Origin of the sequence: Nocardiopsis sp. NPDC006938 (assembly GCF_042869555.1) — a bacterium.
Classification (GTDB): Bacteria; Actinomycetota; Actinomycetes; order Streptosporangiales; family Streptosporangiaceae; genus Nocardiopsis.
The window spans coordinates 224,552-238,617 of sequence record NZ_JBIAGA010000001.1 but is presented as its reverse complement, the minus strand read 5'-3'; the positions used below and the strand labels follow the sequence as shown (position 1 = coordinate 238,617).

The window sequence follows — 14,066 nt, the reverse complement described above, 5'->3', positions numbered from 1 at the left end:
GGGGCCGCGCTCACACACCCATCTGCTCGTGGAGGAGGGCCAGGGCCCTGGAGACGGCGTCGGACAGGCGCGGGTCCTCGGGGTCCAGGTCCTCGCCCAGGTGCACCCGCCAGTCGATCTCGCTGCCCAGAGGCGCCCTGCGGGCCACCAGCCGGAAGCCGGAGGAGGACTCGGGGGAGGGGAAGGGGACGAACCGGTTCACCAGGATCGTGGAGGTGACCCGTTCGGCGACGGTCTCGGCGAAGCGCCGGTAGTCCACCGGCTCACTGGTCAGCTCGGTGCGCAGCCGCACGGTGTGCTCGCCCACGCCCTCCTCCACGAAGGTGAGCGTGTCGGGGCTCCACCGGGCCTGGTCGATGTCCTGCCAGGGCACGCTGCGGCCGTCGGGCAGGTGGAGGGCGCGGGTGGTGGCCACCAGCACGGCGTCCGTGCGGGTGCCACCGGAGCCGGGGGCGCCCCCGGCCGGGGCGGCGACGCGTGCCTGGGAGAGCACGCGCTCGCCGCGCTCCAGCCGGGAGCGCAGCCCCTCGGGAACGTTCTGGCCGAACAGGGCCATCGTCAGACGTCTCCGTCCGCGGAGCCGCTGCCGTTGCGGCCCGGGTCGGGACGGGTCCCGTTGGACAGGCTGGTCTCCCACTCGACGAGGGCGATCTCCTCGTCCGTAGGGCGCGCCAGGAAGTCGCGCACGGAGGTGATGGGCATCTTCTCGACGGCCTTGTCGTAGACGGCGCGGCCCGCTCTGCTGGTCTGCGCTCCGACGACCCCGGCCACCTCCTGGACCAGGGGGCTGTCGGCCACCTTGCGGGCGGTGCGGGCGAGCTGCTCGTAGCGGGCCCTGCCCGCCTTGGCGCCCAGCACGTATCCGATGGCGAGTCCGGCGACGAAGGTGATCCGGTAGCGCATGGCTTCCTCTTTACGGCCTTGGTGACGGTCGGCGTGGTCCGTGCCCCGACGTTACCCGGTCGTGCTCCGGGCCACACGGGCCGACACCGGTCACGAGCACTCCCGGAGCGCGCTAGTCTATTCATGTCGACGAGGCCGAAGGGCCTCGGCAAGGCGCGATCCCGCGTAGCTCAATCGGCAGAGCAGCCGGCTGTTAACCGGCAGGTTACTGGTTCGAGTCCAGTCGCGGGAGCGGTGCGAACAGGCCCGTCGGAGAGATCCGGCGGGCCTTTCCGCGTGTACCCGCGGTGCCGTCGTGGCGGGTCGCGGAAGCCGGGACGGGCGTGCCCTTCGAGACGCCGGGGCCGGGTGGCCCGGGCGCGGGAAAACGTCACGAGCACCCTTGCGAACACGCTAGGATTGGTGCTGTCGCCGGGGCCGCAGGGTCTCGGCAAGGCGCGATCCCGCGTAGCTCAATCGGCAGAGCAGCCGGCTGTTAACCGGCAGGTTACTGGTTCGAGTCCAGTCGCGGGAGCGGTGCGAACAGGCCCGTCGGAGAGATCCGGCGGGCCTTTTTCGTGTGGGCGGGGGCGACCCCCGCCCGCTGCCGGGCCCCGAGGGGCTCCAACGCGGGGCGAGGGTGGACGGGGCTCAGAGACGTCCCATGCCGCCGATGATCAGCTGCCGGTTGCGGTGCGGCATCTGGTAGCTCCCCGGGATGGGGGGAGCGACCGGAAGGGTCCGCCACTTCTGGGCCTGGAGCAGGCCCGGGGGCACGGACTCCCAGCCGTCGAAGAGCGAGGCGATCTCCTGTTCGGACCGCCAGTAGCCGTGGCCGAGCCGGTGGGTGAAGAGTTCCTGGAGCTGATCGGCCCGGCGCGCGTCCTTGGGGTGGCGGGCGGCGTCGGGGCGGCAGTAGTGGCTCAGGACCAGATGACTCCCGGGCGCCACGGCCGCCCGCAGTTCCGCGATGCCGCGCGCGGCCGCGTCGAGGTCCTCTAGGTGCGAGACGACGCCGGTGAGCAGGAGCCCCACCGGCTGGTCCAGGTCGAGGAGGCCGACCTCCGGGTCGCGCAGGAGGCCGGCGGCGTCCTCCAGGCCCCCGCGCACCGCGGTGGTGGTGCGCCCGTCCCGGGTGAGCGCCAGGTGGTGGGTCAGCACCACCGGGTCGTGGCTGGCGTAGACGACCCGGGCGTCGCGGAAGCTCTCGTGGGCGATCTCGTGCGGATCACCCGGCGCCGGCATCCCCGCGTCCACGTGCAGGAACTGGCGGATGCCCAGGTCGGCGGAGAGGTGGCGCACCGCCCGTTGGAGGAAGGCGCGCTCTCCCAGGACGATGTCGACGAACCCGGCCGCGGTCCTCTCGGCCTCGGCCGCGAGGTCCCGGTCCACCTGGAAGTGGTCCTTGCCCCTGAGGTGGAAGGAGCGGATGCGGTTGATGTTGGCCCTGGCCAGGTTGACGGGCGGCGGGGGTTTGGCCCGGACGTGGTTGTCCCCCGCCTGCCTCAGGAAGTCGGGGGAGGTGAAACGAGACATCGCCGTCCTCTTGTCTGAGGTGGGGAAGTGCGGTCGACTCCCAGGAAACTGGGATGACCCCTCGCGGGGTCGCGTCAAAGGATTGTATTCCGTACGGGCGCGGTTGTTAACAGAGTCCAGGATACAGGTGGCGGAAATCGTCACCCGGTCACTCACTTCGGGGTCGGTGCGCCACATGTTAAGACGAGCGCGGGCGGACTCGAACTTATACACCTAATGTCCATTTTGTGAGGAACGGGTCCCCGGGGGTGGCCGCCCGGCCCCCGGGTCGCGGGAGAAGCCGCGCACCGCGCGCCTTCCGGCTGTCACCGGGGGCTCCGCGCCTCCGGGCCCGGCCGCGGCCCCGAGAACCACCCCCGAAGGGCCCGGGCCGTCGGTCCCGAACGGTTCGGGCCGAAAATCGGACATGATCACTGGGGGAAAGGCAGTGCGCAATTATCCAAACGCACCCGCTGCCTGCGGAAATCCACCGAAGCGCCGTTACGTCATTCCTCGTGCGCCCGAGTGGAAGGCTTCGGAAAGGGAAGCTTTCCGGGAAGAGGCGCCACACCTGCGGAACCCGGGCTCCGGGCCGCCGTTAACCTGGTCCCATGGACCGTCCCCACACCATCCTGAGCTGCGCGATGTCGATCGACGGACGTATCGACGACACCGGCCCCGACCGCCTGCGCCTGTCCAACGACGCCGACTTCGCCGAGATCGACGAACTGCGCGCCGGGTGTGACGCGATCCTGGTCGGCGCGGGCACCCTGCGCGCCGACGACCCCCGGCTCCTCGTGCGCTCGCCCGTCCTACGGGAGCGCCGTCGCGCCCAGGGACGCACCGAGAACCTGCTCAAGGCGGTCGTCACCCGCAGCGGGGAGATCGACCCAGCGGCGCGCCTGTTCTCCACTGGGGACGCGGGAGCCGTCGTCTACACCGGCGGTCCGGGAGTGGACACCGCGACCCGGAGGCTGGCAGGGCGCCCCTCCACCGACCCGCCCGCGGAGGTCGTGGACGCGGGGGACCCGCCCACGGCCGAGGCGATCCTGGCCGACCTCGCGGACAGGGGTGTGCGCCGTCTGCTGGTGGAGGGCGGCGGCCACATCCACACCCTGTTCCTCGCCTCCGGCCTGGTCGACGAGCTCCGCCTGGCCGTCGCGCCCTTCCTCGTGGGGCAGGAGGGCGCGCCGCGCTTCGTCCTGCCGGGCGCCTTCCCGAACACACCCGAGGCGCCCATGCGCCTGGTGGAGGCCCGCGCCCTCGGGCAGATCGCCGTCCTGCGCTACGCGCTGGGGGAGCGGTGACCGCCCCCCACACGCCCACCGGGGGCCCCGCACCCGGGCCCGGGGAGGCCGACGCGTACTGGCTGACGGAGACGGTGCGGCTCTCGCGCTCCTGCCCGCCCTCCGCCACGGCCTACTCGGTGGGGGCGGTCGTGGTCTCACGGGACGGCGAGGTCCTGGGCGCGGGCTACTCGCGCCGCGACGACCCGCACGACCACGCCGAGGAGGTGGCGTTGCGCGGGATCGACCCCGGTGACCCCCGCCTGGCGGAGGCCACCCTCTACTCGTCCCTGGAGCCGTGCAGCTCACGGGCCTCGCGGCCGCGCTCGTGCACGGAGCTCGTCCTCGCCACACCCCTGCGCCGCGTCGTGCTGGCCTGGCGCGAACCGGAGCTGTTCGTGGACTGCGACGGGGCCGAGCGCCTGGCGGCCGCCGGGGTCGCCGTGGTCGAACGCCCCGACCTCGCCGAGGGCGTACGCGAGGTCAACGCGCACCTGCTCGGCTGAGGGGCCCGCACCGAAGACGGCTCCTACAGCCGGTTGACCTCCGTCACGTGCACCACGGCGCGGCCCTCGGCGTCCGACGCGGCCAGGTCCACCTCGGCGCTGATGCCCCAGTCGTGGTCGCCGGCCGGGTCGGCGAGGATCTGCCGCACCCGCCACATGTCGTCCTCCTCCTCGACGAGGAGCATCTTCGGGCCGCGCGCGTCCGGACCGGTGCCGATCTCGTCGTGCTCGGCGTAGTACGCCTCCACGGCCTCGGCCCACTCCTCGCCGCTCCACTCGTCGTCCTCGGACAGCTTGCCGAGGTCGCCGTAGCGCCGCCGGGAGGCCAGCTCCACACGGCGGAACATCTCGTTGCGGACCAGGACCCGGAAGGCACGGGCGTTCGCGGTGACCGGGCGTACCCGCTCCTCGGCCTCGGCGCCCTCGCCCTCGGACTCCTCCTCGGGGTTGGTGAGCTGCTCCCACTCGTCCAGCAGGCTGGAGTCCACCTGACGCACCAGCTCGCCCAGCCACTCGATGAGGTCGCGCAGCTCCTCGGTCTTGGAGTCGTCGGGCACCGTCTGGTTGAGCGCCTTGTAGGCGCTGGCCAGGTACCGCAGCACCAGACCCTCGGAGCGGGCCAGTTCGTAGTGGCCGACGTACTCCACGAAGTTCATCGCGCGCTCGTACATGTCGCGGGCCACCGTCTTGGGCCGCAGCGGGTGGTCGCCGACCCACGGGTGCCCGCGTCGGTACACCTCGTACGCGTGGTCGAGGAGTTCCTCCAGCGGCTTGGGGTAGTCGACCTCCTCCAGCCGCTCCATGCGCTCGTCGTACTCGATCCCGTCCATCTTCATCTGCTGGACGGCCTCGCCCCGGGCCTTGTTGAGCTGGGCGCCGAGGATCTGACGCGGGTCGTCCAGCGTGGACTCCACCACGGTGAGCACGTCGAGCGGGTAGGTCGGCGACTCGACGTCGAGCAGCTCCAGCGCCGCCAGCGCGAACGTGGACAGCGGCTGGTTCAGCGCGAAGTCCGCCTGGAGGTCGACGGTGAGCCGGGCGGTGCGGCCCTGGTCGTCCGGCTCGGGCAGGGTCTCCACGATCCCGCCGTCCAGCAGCGACCGGTAGATGGCGATCGCCTCCCGGATGTGCCGCCGCTGCGACTTGCGGTCGTCGTGGTTCTCCGTGAGCAGGTGCTTCATGGCGGCGAAGCAGTTGCCGGGCCGCGCGATGACACTCAGCAGCATCGCGTTGCTCACCCGGAACCGCGAGGTCAGTGGCTCGGGGTCGGCGTCGATGAGCTTACGGAAGGTCGCCTCGTCCCAGGAGACGAACCCCTCGGGCGCCTTCTTGCGCACCACCTTGCGCCGCTTCTTGCTGTCGTCACCCGCCTTGGCCAGCGCCTTCTCGTTCTCGATGACGTGCTCGGGGGCCTGTGCGACCACGTTGCCGACCGTGTCGAACCCGGCCCGGCCCGCGCGCCCGGCGATCTGGTGGAACTCGCGGGCCCGGAGCCTGCGCACCCGCACACCGTCGTACTTGCTGAGCGCGGTGAACAGCACCGTGCGGATGGGCACGTTCACACCCACCCCGAGGGTGTCGGTACCGCAGATCACCTTGAGCAGCCCGGCCTGCGCCAGCCGCTCCACCAGACGGCGGTACTTGGGCAGCATCCCCGCGTGGTGGACACCGATGCCGTGCCGCACGTACCGGGAGAGGTTGCGGCCGAACTTGGTGGTGAAGCGGAAGTTGCCGATCTCGTCGGCGATCCGGGCCTTCTCCTCCTTGGTGCACATGTTGATGCTCGTCAACGACTGTGCGCGCTCGATCGCCTGCGCCTGGGTGAAGTGCACGATGTACACGGGCGCGTCCCCGTTGCCGAGGAGCTCCTCCAGGGTCTCGTGCAGCGGGGTGACCCGGTAGTCGTAGTACAGGGGGACCGGGCGCTCGGCGGAGGTGACGACGGCGGTCGACCGCCCGGTGCGCTTCTCCAGGTCCTCCTCGAACCTGCTGACGTCCCCCAGGGTGGCCGACATCAGCAGGAACTGCGCCTGCGGCATCTCCAGCAGGGGCACCTGCCAGGCCCAGCCCCGGTCGGGCTCGGCGTAGAAGTGGAACTCGTCCATGACGACGGTGTTGATGTCGGCGTCCCGGCCCTCGGCCAGGGCGATCTGGGCGAGCACCTCGGCGGTGCAGCACACGATGGGGGCGTCGGCGTTGACGCTGGCGTCGCCGGTCATCATGCCGACGTTCTCGGTGCCGAAGATCTTGCACAGGTCGAAGAACTTCTCCGACACCAGGGCCTTGATGGGCGCGGTGTAGAACGCGCACTCGTTCCGGGCCAGCGCGGCGAAGAGGGCGCCGGTGGCGACCATGCTCTTGCCCGAGCCGGTGGGGGTGTTCAGGATGACGTTCGACCCGGAGACGACCTCGATGAGGGCCTCCTCCTGGTGCGGGTAGAGGGTGAGGCCCCGCTCCTCGGCCCACAAAGCGAACGCCTCGAAGAGGGAGTCGGGTTCTGGTTCGGCCGGAAGCACATCGATGAGACTCACGGTCTCTATACTGCCCGGTCCCGGACCCCCTTCGGGACACGGCGGGGTGTTCGTCCCCTCACCGGGCCCCGGCGCGCGGACGGGCACGTCCCCGGAAGGGACGTGCCCGTGGGCGTCGTGGTGCGCCGACCCCTAGACGAGGCCGAGCTGCTTGACGGTGTCGCGCTCCTCGACGAGCTCCTGCACCGAAGCGTCGATCCGGCCGCGGGAGAACTCGTCGATCTCCAGTCCCTGCACGATCTCCCACTTGCCGCCCTTGGAGGTGACGGGGAAGGAGGAGATGAGGCCCTCGGGGACGCCGTACGAACCGTCGGACGGGATGGCCGCGGAGGTCCAGTCACCCTCGGGGGTGCCGTTCACCCAGTCGTACACGTGGTCCACGGCGGCGTTGGCGGCCGAGGCGGCCGAGGACGCGCCACGGGCCTCGATGATCGCGGCGCCGCGCTTGGCGACGGTCGGGATGAAGTCGTTCTCCAGCCAGGCCTGGTCGCCGACGGCCTTGGCGGCGTTGGCACCGTCGACCTCGGCGTGGAACAGGTCCGGGTACTGGGTGGCGGAGTGGTTGCCCCAGATCGTGAGCTTCTTGATGTCGTTGATCGACACGTTCAGCTTCTTGGCGAGCTGGGTCAGCGCGCGGTTGTGGTCCAGGCGCGTCATCGCGGTGAAGCGCTCGGCCGGGACGTCCGGGGCGTGGCTCTGCGCGATGAGGGCGTTGGTGTTGGCCGGGTTGCCGACCACCAGGACGCGGATGTCGTCGGCGGCGCCGGCGTTGATGGCCTCGCCCTGGGGCTTGAAGATGCCGCCGTTGGCCTGGAGCAGGTCACCGCGCTCCATGCCCTTGCCGCGCGGCCGGGCGCCGACCAGCAGGCCGACGTTGGCACCCTCGAACGCCTGGGTGGCGTCGTCGAAGATGTCGATGCCCTGGAGCAGGGGGAAGGCGCAGTCGTCGAGCTCCATCGCCGTGCCCTCGGCGGCCTTGACGGCCTGCGGGATCTCCAGCAGGCGCAGCTTCACCGGGGTGTCGGCGCCGAGCAGCTGGCCGGAGGCGATCCGGAACAGGAGCGCGTAGCCGATCTGACCGGCGGCGCCGGTGACGGTGACGTTGACGGGTGCGTTGGACATGCGTGAACTCTCCTGACGACGATGTGCGACCCGCGATGTTACCAACGGGTTCGAGGCGGCTCCGGTGCCGGGCCCAGGGGGTACGGCCAGGCGCGCGCCGCACCATCACACCCTAGACCGCCCCCTGGCGGCGTTCGCGACCAAGGTGCGTCCTAACGCTTCGCGCGTCGTCACGGGAGGCGGCCAGGCCTTGTGGCGCAACGGTTTTCGGGCGCGGAAACGTCGGACGCACCCTGTTAGGATGACGTTTGCCGTCGACGGAGGGCCGGTAGCTCAGTTGGTTAGAGCAGGGGACTCATAATCCCTGGGTCGCGGGTTCGAGTCCTGCCCGGCCTACCCTCTCCGAACACACAAAAAGCGCCGCCAGCCTGCGGATACAGGCCAGCGGCGCTTTCTTCTCTTTCCGGTCCCGCGCGGCGGGGGCGCCCCGGAACCCCCCCGCCCACGGGGAATGCGCGTTGACGTATTGGGGGCCGCGGAACCGTGCCCCGCGTGTGGCCGGACACGGAGATCCACCTCGACAAACGTCGGACATAAACCAGAAATCGGACATCCGCGCAGCGTCGGCGCGCCATTTCTCCGTCCGGGAGGAACGTTTTCCCGGCCCCCTTCCGCCCCCTCAGTCCTCGCCGGTCAGCCGTCGCACGAAGGCGCGGTAGTCGTGCAGGGCCAGGCGCAGCGCCTCGGTGTCGCCGTCGGCGCCCTCCAGCGCGGCGCGCAAAGCCGTCCGGCGCGCCTCGATCTCCGCGATCACGGCGTCGGCCACCTCCGACGCCAGGGCGTCGGCCGCGCGCACCGACCCCTCGGGATCGTCGACGAACTCGCCCTGGGCGGCGTCCCAGCGCTCGCGCGCCTCGTGGGGGGACAGCCCGCGCGGGCGGGGGCGCCAGCCCTGGGCGGGGTCGGGTGCGGTGCGGGGACTGCCCTGGCGGGGCACCCGCGCCCCGGCCGTACCGGAGGGCCCCGGCGGTTCCGGGGCCGCGGACCCCGCCACCGGTTCGGGGTCGAGCCGTTTCGCGCCGGGCCGGTGCCTGGGCCGTACAGGGCGATCCGCCATGTGTGCCTCCCTCGTGTGCCTACTCCACCCGCGCGGGGCGCGGCTCGTCGGTACCCAGCAGGGCCTCCACCAGGCCCCGGTAGGCGATCAGGGCCTCACGCAGGTTCTCCGTGGCCGTCCGGTCGGCCTCCGCGAGGTGCCCCGCCGCCCGGGCGGCGCGGTAGCGGGCGACCGCCTCGGGGTGGTCCACGGACAGGTCCCGGGCCCGCCGCTCGAAGCTCGCGTCGTCGTGGTCCGCTCCGTCCGGTGCCGCGGGGGCGTCCGGGTAGCCGAGGTCGCGCATGATGGTGTCGGTGAGTCCGCGGGCGCCGCGCACCGCGCCGACCGGGTCGTCGACGAACCCCCGCTGCACCCGGGCCCAGGCGCGCGCGTAGTCCGAACGCTCCTCCTCGGAGGGCGTGCGCAGACGTCTGCCCCGGCGCTGACGGAGCCGGTCGGCCAGGTCGTGCTCGGCCCCGGCGGTGCTGCCGTGGGCCTCCACGGCGCGCTCGTACTCGGGGCCGAACCGGTCCCTGAGGCGCCGGGTACGCAGGGCCGGCAGGACCGCCAACCACGCGATGACCGCGGCTCCTCCGACGACGACGGCCACGGCCGCGACGATGACGACGATCGTTCCGGTCTGCACGGGGGGTACCTCCTGACGGGCCTGTGCCCCCGGGCGTCGCACACGAAACGCCACGTTCCGTGCCGTGGAGGACTTCGGACGGCTCTCGGCCGGACCGAAACCCGTTCCTCCCGATACGCCCTAGACTGGCCGCCGGTCGGAGGACACCGTGGCCCACATCTCGACAACCACCGCGCCACGGGGGCCGTCGAACCCGGCGGGTGAACGGACGGAACCGGTGAGGAAGGCGTGCGGTGGACGGGGGGAGAACGACGCGGGGCGGCGCGGACCGGCCGGCCACGGCCTGGGACCACGCCCTCAGAGCGGTCTCCGTGCTCACCGTGGTGGTCCTGCTGCTGCTCGCCTTCAATGCCAGCCTCTCCCGTGACGTCGCCGTGCGTCCCCCGGAGACCCCCGACGACTCGGCCGCGCGCACGTTCGCCGACCTCCTCGACACGACCGGCGTCTCCCAGGACGGCACCGTGGGCTCCGGCGACCTCGACGGCGCGGGCAACAGCCTCTCGGCGCGCACCCTGGAGGCGGCGGGCTGGCACCCCGGAGCCGAGGTGGTGCTGCTCGACACCCCGCTCCGGCTCCCCTCCTACGGGCCCGGCCGCCCCGACCACGTGACCAGCGACGGCCAGTCCGTGGAGCTCGCGGCGGCGCCCTCCCGGTGGGACTCCCTCACCTTCCTGGCCACCGGCACCCGCACGGACGGCACCGGGGACGACGTGCGCGGCCAGGGCCGGGTCGTCTACGCAGACGGGACCGCCCACGACTTCCCGCTCTCGGTCCCCGACTGGGCCGCCGGTCCGGCCGGGGACGCCGTCCTCTCCCTGCCCTACGCCAACTCGGCGACGGGTTTCGGGCACGGTGCCATCGGCTCCGTGCGCCTGTACGCGCGCTCGGTGCCGCTCGACCCGGGGCGCGAGGTCGACCACGTCGTCCTGCCCACCGTCGCCGACCCCGCCGCCAGCCTGCACGTGTTCTCCCTCGGCGGACGCCCCGCCGACCGGGGATGGACCGGGACCTGGGCCCGCGCCGCCTCCGGATACGCCTCGGTCGGCCCCTGGCAGGACCAGACACTGCGCCTGAACGTGCGCACCACCGTCGGCGGCCACAGCGCGCGCCTGCGGTTCGACAACACCTTCGCGTCCCGGCCGGTCACGCTCGGGGCGGTCTCGGTGGCCCTGCGCGGCCGGGGCGCCGACACCCGGGGCGCGGCCCTGCCCCTGACCTTCGACGGTGCCCCCGGTGCGGTCGTCCCCGCGGGCGGGCGGCTGGTCAGCGACCCCGTCGACATCCTGCTGCCCCCGCACACGGAGCTGCTGGTCAGCGTCCACCTGCCCGAGCGGGTGACCGCGGCGCCCCTCCACTACGCGTCGGTCGACACCAACTACACGAGCGCCCCCGGCAGCGGCGACCAGACCCTGGACCGCACGGGTGAGCCGTTCACCGGGCTGGTGGACCAGTGGCCCTTCCTCACGGGCGTGGAGGTGGCGGACGGCCCCGGCGCCGTGGTGACCTTCGGCGACTCCATCACCGACGGCCTGCGCTCCACCCGGGACGGTCACACGCGCTGGCCCGACGTGCTCAGCGCACGGCTGCGACAGAGCGAGGACCTGCCCGACCTGGGCGTGCTCAACCTGGGAGTCGCGGGCAACCGGGTCACCGCCGACGGCTACCCCGGGGAGGGCGTGTCCACCTACGCCAGCGGGGTGAGCATGCTGCACCGGGCCGAGCGCGACGTGTTCGCGCAGAACGGGGTGGAGGCCCTCGTGGTCTTCGCGGGCATCAACGACCTGAGGTGGGGCGCCGCCCCCGACGTGGTGGTCGCCGGACTGGGAAGGCTGGCGGTGACCGGCGAGGAACACGGCGTGCGCGTGTTCGCGGCCACGCTCGTCCCCTGTGCCGGTGAGCGCCGGTGCACCCCGGAGGTGGAGGAGGGGAGGCAGCGGGTCAACGCGCACCTGCGGGCGGAGGCGCAGAACCCGGACTCGGTCTTCACGGGGGTGTGGGACTTCGACGCGATCCTGCGCGACCCCTCGGCCCCCGAGCGCATGCGCCCCGAGTTCGACTCCGGCGACCACCTGCACCCCAACGACGCCGGGCTCCGGGCGATCGCCGAATCGGTCGACCTGTACGAACTCGTCGGCGGCTGACCCGTGGCGCAGGACAGGCCGGACCGTCGGGGGTAGGCGTTCTTGGGCCGCGCGGCGTCGGTGCGCGGCCGGGCGCGGCTCGCGCTCCCGCCCACCGTCGTGGCGTCAGCGCCGCTCGTTCACAGTGGTCCGGGAACCGTCTCCTGGGCTCGTCCCGACGTGAGGGAGACGAGGTCGTCGACGCGTTCGGTGGCGAGCGCGTCCACTCCCATTCCCATGAGCCGGGCCATCTCGGGGAACTCGTTCACCGTCCACGCGACCACACCGAAGCCGTGCCGGTGGAGGTCGGCCACCCGCTCCCGGTCCACCAGGGAGTGGTGGGTGCCCAGGAAGGCCGGACGCAGTGCGCGGGCCACGTCCTCCGGCGGCGGGCCGGGCTGCTCCCAGGCGAGCATCACGCGCGCCCCGGGGCTGCGGGCCCGCAACGCGCGCAGCGTCTCCACCGAACCGGTGAACAGGGCCTGGTCGCCGAACCCGTGCTCGCGCAGGGCCGCGTCGGCGGCCAGGGCCGACTGCGGGGACGCGGCGTCGACCAGGAGCGGCGCGGTGTCCCCGCCGCCGAACTCGGCGACGACCTCCATCAGGGTGGGTATCCGCCGTTCCACGTCGTCGCGGACGGCGGCCAGGTCGGCCAGGGTCAGGTCCGCGACCTGCCGTGGCGGGGAACCCGGGAGGCTCACTGTGCGTTCGTCCACCAGGACCGGGTACCCGTCCGAGGTGAGATGGACGTCGATCTTGACCAGGTCGACTCCGGCGCGCAGCGCCGATCGCAGGGCCGGGAGCGTGTTACCCGGGAATCGTGTGGTGTCTCCGCCCAAGGCGATGGACAACGTCATGCAGTCAAGAGTGGCAAAGACCCGGGCCCCGTGTGGCGCAAACAGGAAAAACGCCCACCAAGGAGCCTCCGGGGCGCCGTCGTCGCGGGGTACGGGCGGCCGTCGTCCCGGGATTGCGAGCCGTCTCACGTCGTGGTGGCGCCGACCTGGGTACGGCTACCTGGGAAACTTCGATAAGGGGTGTCGTATCCGAACGGCACCCGCAGCCAGGCCCCCGAGTGTGAGGCGAACGATGATCCCGGATCAGCGGCGAGAGCACATCCTGAAGCTCCTCCAGGAGCGCCACGTGCTGAGTATCAACGAGCTCACGTCGATGCTGTCCGTGTCCCACATGACCGTGCGTCGCGACATCCAGGCCCTGGAGAACGACGGAAAGGTCCTGTCGGTCACCGGCGGCGTGCGGTTGGCGGCCCGGCTCAAGAGCGAACCCTCCTACCTGGCCAAGGCCCAGCTGGAGGTGCCCGCGAAGAGGGCCATAGCGCGCGCCGCCGCCGAACTCGTGCGCGAGAACTTCACCATCTACCTGGACGCGGGCACGACCACCCTCCAGATGGTGCCGCTCCTCACCGACAAGGTCGGCCTGACCGTCATCACCAGCGACTTCAACGTCGTCGGGCACCTGATGGAGTACCCCGGAATCGAACTGATCCACACCGGGGGCGTGGTCTCGCACTCCGACCACTCCTCCGTCGGACAGTTCACCGCCGACTTCCTGCGGCAGGTCAACGTCGACCTCGCGTTCATCGCGAGCAGTTCCTGGGACGCCGAGCGCGGCTCGACCACGCCCTCCGAGGCCAAGGTGATCGCCAAGCAGGAGCTGCTGCGCATCGCCTCCAAGAGCGTCCTGGTCGTCGACAGCACCAAGTACGGCAAGTTCGGCACCTTCCGGGTGGCCCGGCTGGAGGAGTTCGACCTGATCGTCACCGACGACCGCCTGCCGCGTTCGGCGGTGGAGGAGCTCGGTGAGCGGGACGTGCGCCTGAAGACCGTCCCGAGCGAGTAGCGGCGTCCCCGGCCCGGCCGCGGCCGGGCCGGGCCGGGCCGTCTAGTCTTCGCCGGTGTCAGGGTCGGCGGGCACGAACAGGGCCAGCTCCGTCCCGTCCGGGTCCTGGAAGACCAGGGTGGAGCCCTCCTCGGTGTGTACGACGGGGGAGTGCTCCACGTCCAGCCGGGTGAAGCGGTCCTCCCAGGCCTCGAGGACGCCGAGGTTGGCCGCCGCCAGGGTGAGGCGGTCCAGGCCGCAGCGGCGGCTGTCGAAGCGGCCCTTGAAGTTGTCAGGGTGCTGCACCAGGTCGATGACCAGGCCGTCCGGCAGGCGGAACACGGTCAGGGGCGGGCCCCCGCCGTTCACCGGGTACTCCGGGCGCAGGCCCAGGACGGATCGGTAGAAGCGCGTGCTGACGTCGAGGTCGCGTACGGACAGGGTCACGCGGGCGATCCCGGCGAGCGGCGGGGGCGCGGACCCCTCGGAGCGGAGACGGGCCCCGGGAGCCAGGGTCCTGAACAGATCGAGCACGATCGACAAGCCTAGGCACGGCGCGCACTCGGGGCCACCGTCTTGACGC

13 protein-coding genes and 3 tRNA genes are annotated in these 14,066 nt (G+C 72.0%); 7 read left to right on the top strand and 9 right to left on the bottom strand.

The window, feature by feature from the left end; translation table 11 throughout:
* Positions 1–10 precede the first annotated feature (10 nt).
* Both ACFYL4_RS01095 and ACFYL4_RS01090 read right to left on the bottom strand, forming a co-directional pair.
* Positions 11–556, bottom strand: a complete 546-nt coding sequence (locus tag ACFYL4_RS01095) for a hypothetical protein (RefSeq protein ID WP_387515462.1) — start codon at positions 554–556, stop codon at positions 11–13.
* A 2-nt stretch (positions 557–558) separates the two neighbouring features.
* The gene (locus ACFYL4_RS01090) at positions 559–903 is read right to left on the bottom strand and encodes a hypothetical protein (RefSeq protein ID WP_357757346.1); all 345 of its coding nucleotides are present in this window, start codon (positions 901–903) and stop codon (positions 559–561) included.
* A gap of 159 nt (positions 904–1,062) precedes the next feature.
* On the opposite strand from ACFYL4_RS01090, the gene ACFYL4_RS01085 reads away from it, so the two are divergent.
* Positions 1,063–1,135 (top strand) — tRNA-Asn (locus ACFYL4_RS01085).
* Between the two features lie 209 nt (positions 1,136–1,344).
* Positions 1,345–1,417: transfer RNA gene (locus ACFYL4_RS01080), tRNA-Asn, on the top strand.
* Between the two features lie 116 nt (positions 1,418–1,533).
* Here ACFYL4_RS01080 and ACFYL4_RS01075 read toward each other — a convergent pair.
* Positions 1,534–2,418, bottom strand: coding sequence for an SAM-dependent methyltransferase (locus tag ACFYL4_RS01075; RefSeq protein ID WP_387515460.1), 885 nt, complete (start codon positions 2,416–2,418; stop codon positions 1,534–1,536).
* 590 nt (positions 2,419–3,008) lie between these two features.
* Here ACFYL4_RS01075 and ACFYL4_RS01070 point away from each other — a divergent pair.
* Complete coding sequence (locus tag ACFYL4_RS01070) at positions 3,009–3,704, top strand: dihydrofolate reductase family protein (RefSeq protein ID WP_357757340.1); 696 nt, start codon at positions 3,009–3,011, stop codon at positions 3,702–3,704.
* Positions 3,701–4,189: a dCMP deaminase gene (locus tag ACFYL4_RS01065; RefSeq protein ID WP_357757337.1), complete on the top strand. Its 489-nt coding sequence runs from the start codon at positions 3,701–3,703 to the stop codon at positions 4,187–4,189. Before ACFYL4_RS01070 ends, ACFYL4_RS01065 begins: the two co-directional genes overlap by 4 nt.
* Positions 4,190–4,212: 23 nt before the next feature.
* Here the strand turns inward: ACFYL4_RS01065 and ACFYL4_RS01060 are convergent, their stop codons facing one another.
* Both ACFYL4_RS01060 and ACFYL4_RS01055 read right to left on the bottom strand, forming a co-directional pair.
* Positions 4,213–6,705, bottom strand: coding sequence for a DUF3516 domain-containing protein (locus ACFYL4_RS01060; RefSeq protein WP_357757426.1), 2,493 nt, complete (start codon positions 6,703–6,705; stop codon positions 4,213–4,215).
* 147 nt (positions 6,706–6,852) lie between these two features.
* Positions 6,853–7,842, bottom strand: a complete 990-nt coding sequence (locus ACFYL4_RS01055) for a malate dehydrogenase (RefSeq protein ID WP_357757335.1) — start codon at positions 7,840–7,842, stop codon at positions 6,853–6,855.
* 262 nt (positions 7,843–8,104) lie between these two features.
* Between ACFYL4_RS01055 and ACFYL4_RS01050 the strand changes: the two genes are divergently transcribed.
* A tRNA-Ile gene (locus ACFYL4_RS01050) sits at positions 8,105–8,178 on the top strand.
* A 283-nt stretch (positions 8,179–8,461) separates the two neighbouring features.
* On the opposite strand, the gene ACFYL4_RS01045 is transcribed toward ACFYL4_RS01050, so the two are convergent.
* Complete coding sequence (locus ACFYL4_RS01045; protein ID WP_387515457.1) at positions 8,462–8,899, bottom strand: hypothetical protein; 438 nt, start codon at positions 8,897–8,899, stop codon at positions 8,462–8,464.
* A 19-nt stretch (positions 8,900–8,918) separates the two neighbouring features.
* A complete protein-coding gene (locus ACFYL4_RS01040; RefSeq protein ID WP_357757329.1) occupies positions 8,919–9,524 on the bottom strand; it encodes a hypothetical protein in 606 nt (201 codons plus the stop codon).
* 233 nt (positions 9,525–9,757) lie between these two features.
* On the opposite strand from ACFYL4_RS01040, the gene ACFYL4_RS01035 reads away from it, so the two are divergent.
* Entirely contained in the window at positions 9,758–11,665 is a 1,908-nt protein-coding gene (locus tag ACFYL4_RS01035) for a GDSL-type esterase/lipase family protein (RefSeq protein ID WP_387515455.1), read from the top strand.
* Positions 11,666–11,784: 119 nt separating this feature from the next.
* Here the strand turns inward: ACFYL4_RS01035 and ACFYL4_RS01030 are convergent, their stop codons facing one another.
* Entirely contained in the window at positions 11,785–12,501 is a 717-nt protein-coding gene (locus tag ACFYL4_RS01030) for a glycerophosphodiester phosphodiesterase (protein WP_357757323.1), read from the bottom strand.
* Positions 12,502–12,733: 232 nt separating this feature from the next.
* Between ACFYL4_RS01030 and ACFYL4_RS01025 the strand changes: the two genes are divergently transcribed.
* Entirely contained in the window at positions 12,734–13,504 is a 771-nt protein-coding gene (locus ACFYL4_RS01025) for a DeoR/GlpR family DNA-binding transcription regulator (protein WP_357757320.1), read from the top strand.
* 42 nt (positions 13,505–13,546) lie between these two features.
* On the opposite strand, the gene ACFYL4_RS01020 is transcribed toward ACFYL4_RS01025, so the two are convergent.
* On the bottom strand, positions 13,547–14,026 hold the full coding sequence (locus ACFYL4_RS01020) for a VOC family protein (RefSeq protein WP_387515453.1): 480 nt from the start codon (positions 14,024–14,026) through the stop codon (positions 13,547–13,549).
* Between the last annotated feature and the right edge of the window lie 40 nt (positions 14,027–14,066).

Coding starts and splice junctions, on each gene's coding strand:
- ACFYL4_RS01095 (WP_387515462.1), bottom strand. CDS start 556: ATGGCCCTGTTCGGCCAGAACGTTCCCGAGGGGCTGCGCTCCCGGCTG.
- ACFYL4_RS01070 (WP_357757340.1), top strand. CDS start 3,009: ATGGACCGTCCCCACACCATCCTGAGCTGCGCGATGTCGATCGACGGA.
- ACFYL4_RS01025 (WP_357757320.1), top strand. CDS start 12,734: ATGATCCCGGATCAGCGGCGAGAGCACATCCTGAAGCTCCTCCAGGAG.
- ACFYL4_RS01055 (WP_357757335.1), bottom strand. CDS start 7,842: ATGTCCAACGCACCCGTCAACGTCACCGTCACCGGCGCCGCCGGTCAG.
- ACFYL4_RS01075 (WP_387515460.1), bottom strand. CDS start 2,418: ATGTCTCGTTTCACCTCCCCCGACTTCCTGAGGCAGGCGGGGGACAAC.
- ACFYL4_RS01030 (WP_357757323.1), bottom strand. CDS start 12,501: ATGACGTTGTCCATCGCCTTGGGCGGAGACACCACACGATTCCCGGGT.
- ACFYL4_RS01045 (WP_387515457.1), bottom strand. CDS start 8,899: ATGGCGGATCGCCCTGTACGGCCCAGGCACCGGCCCGGCGCGAAACGG.
- ACFYL4_RS01090 (WP_357757346.1), bottom strand. CDS start 903: ATGCGCTACCGGATCACCTTCGTCGCCGGACTCGCCATCGGATACGTG.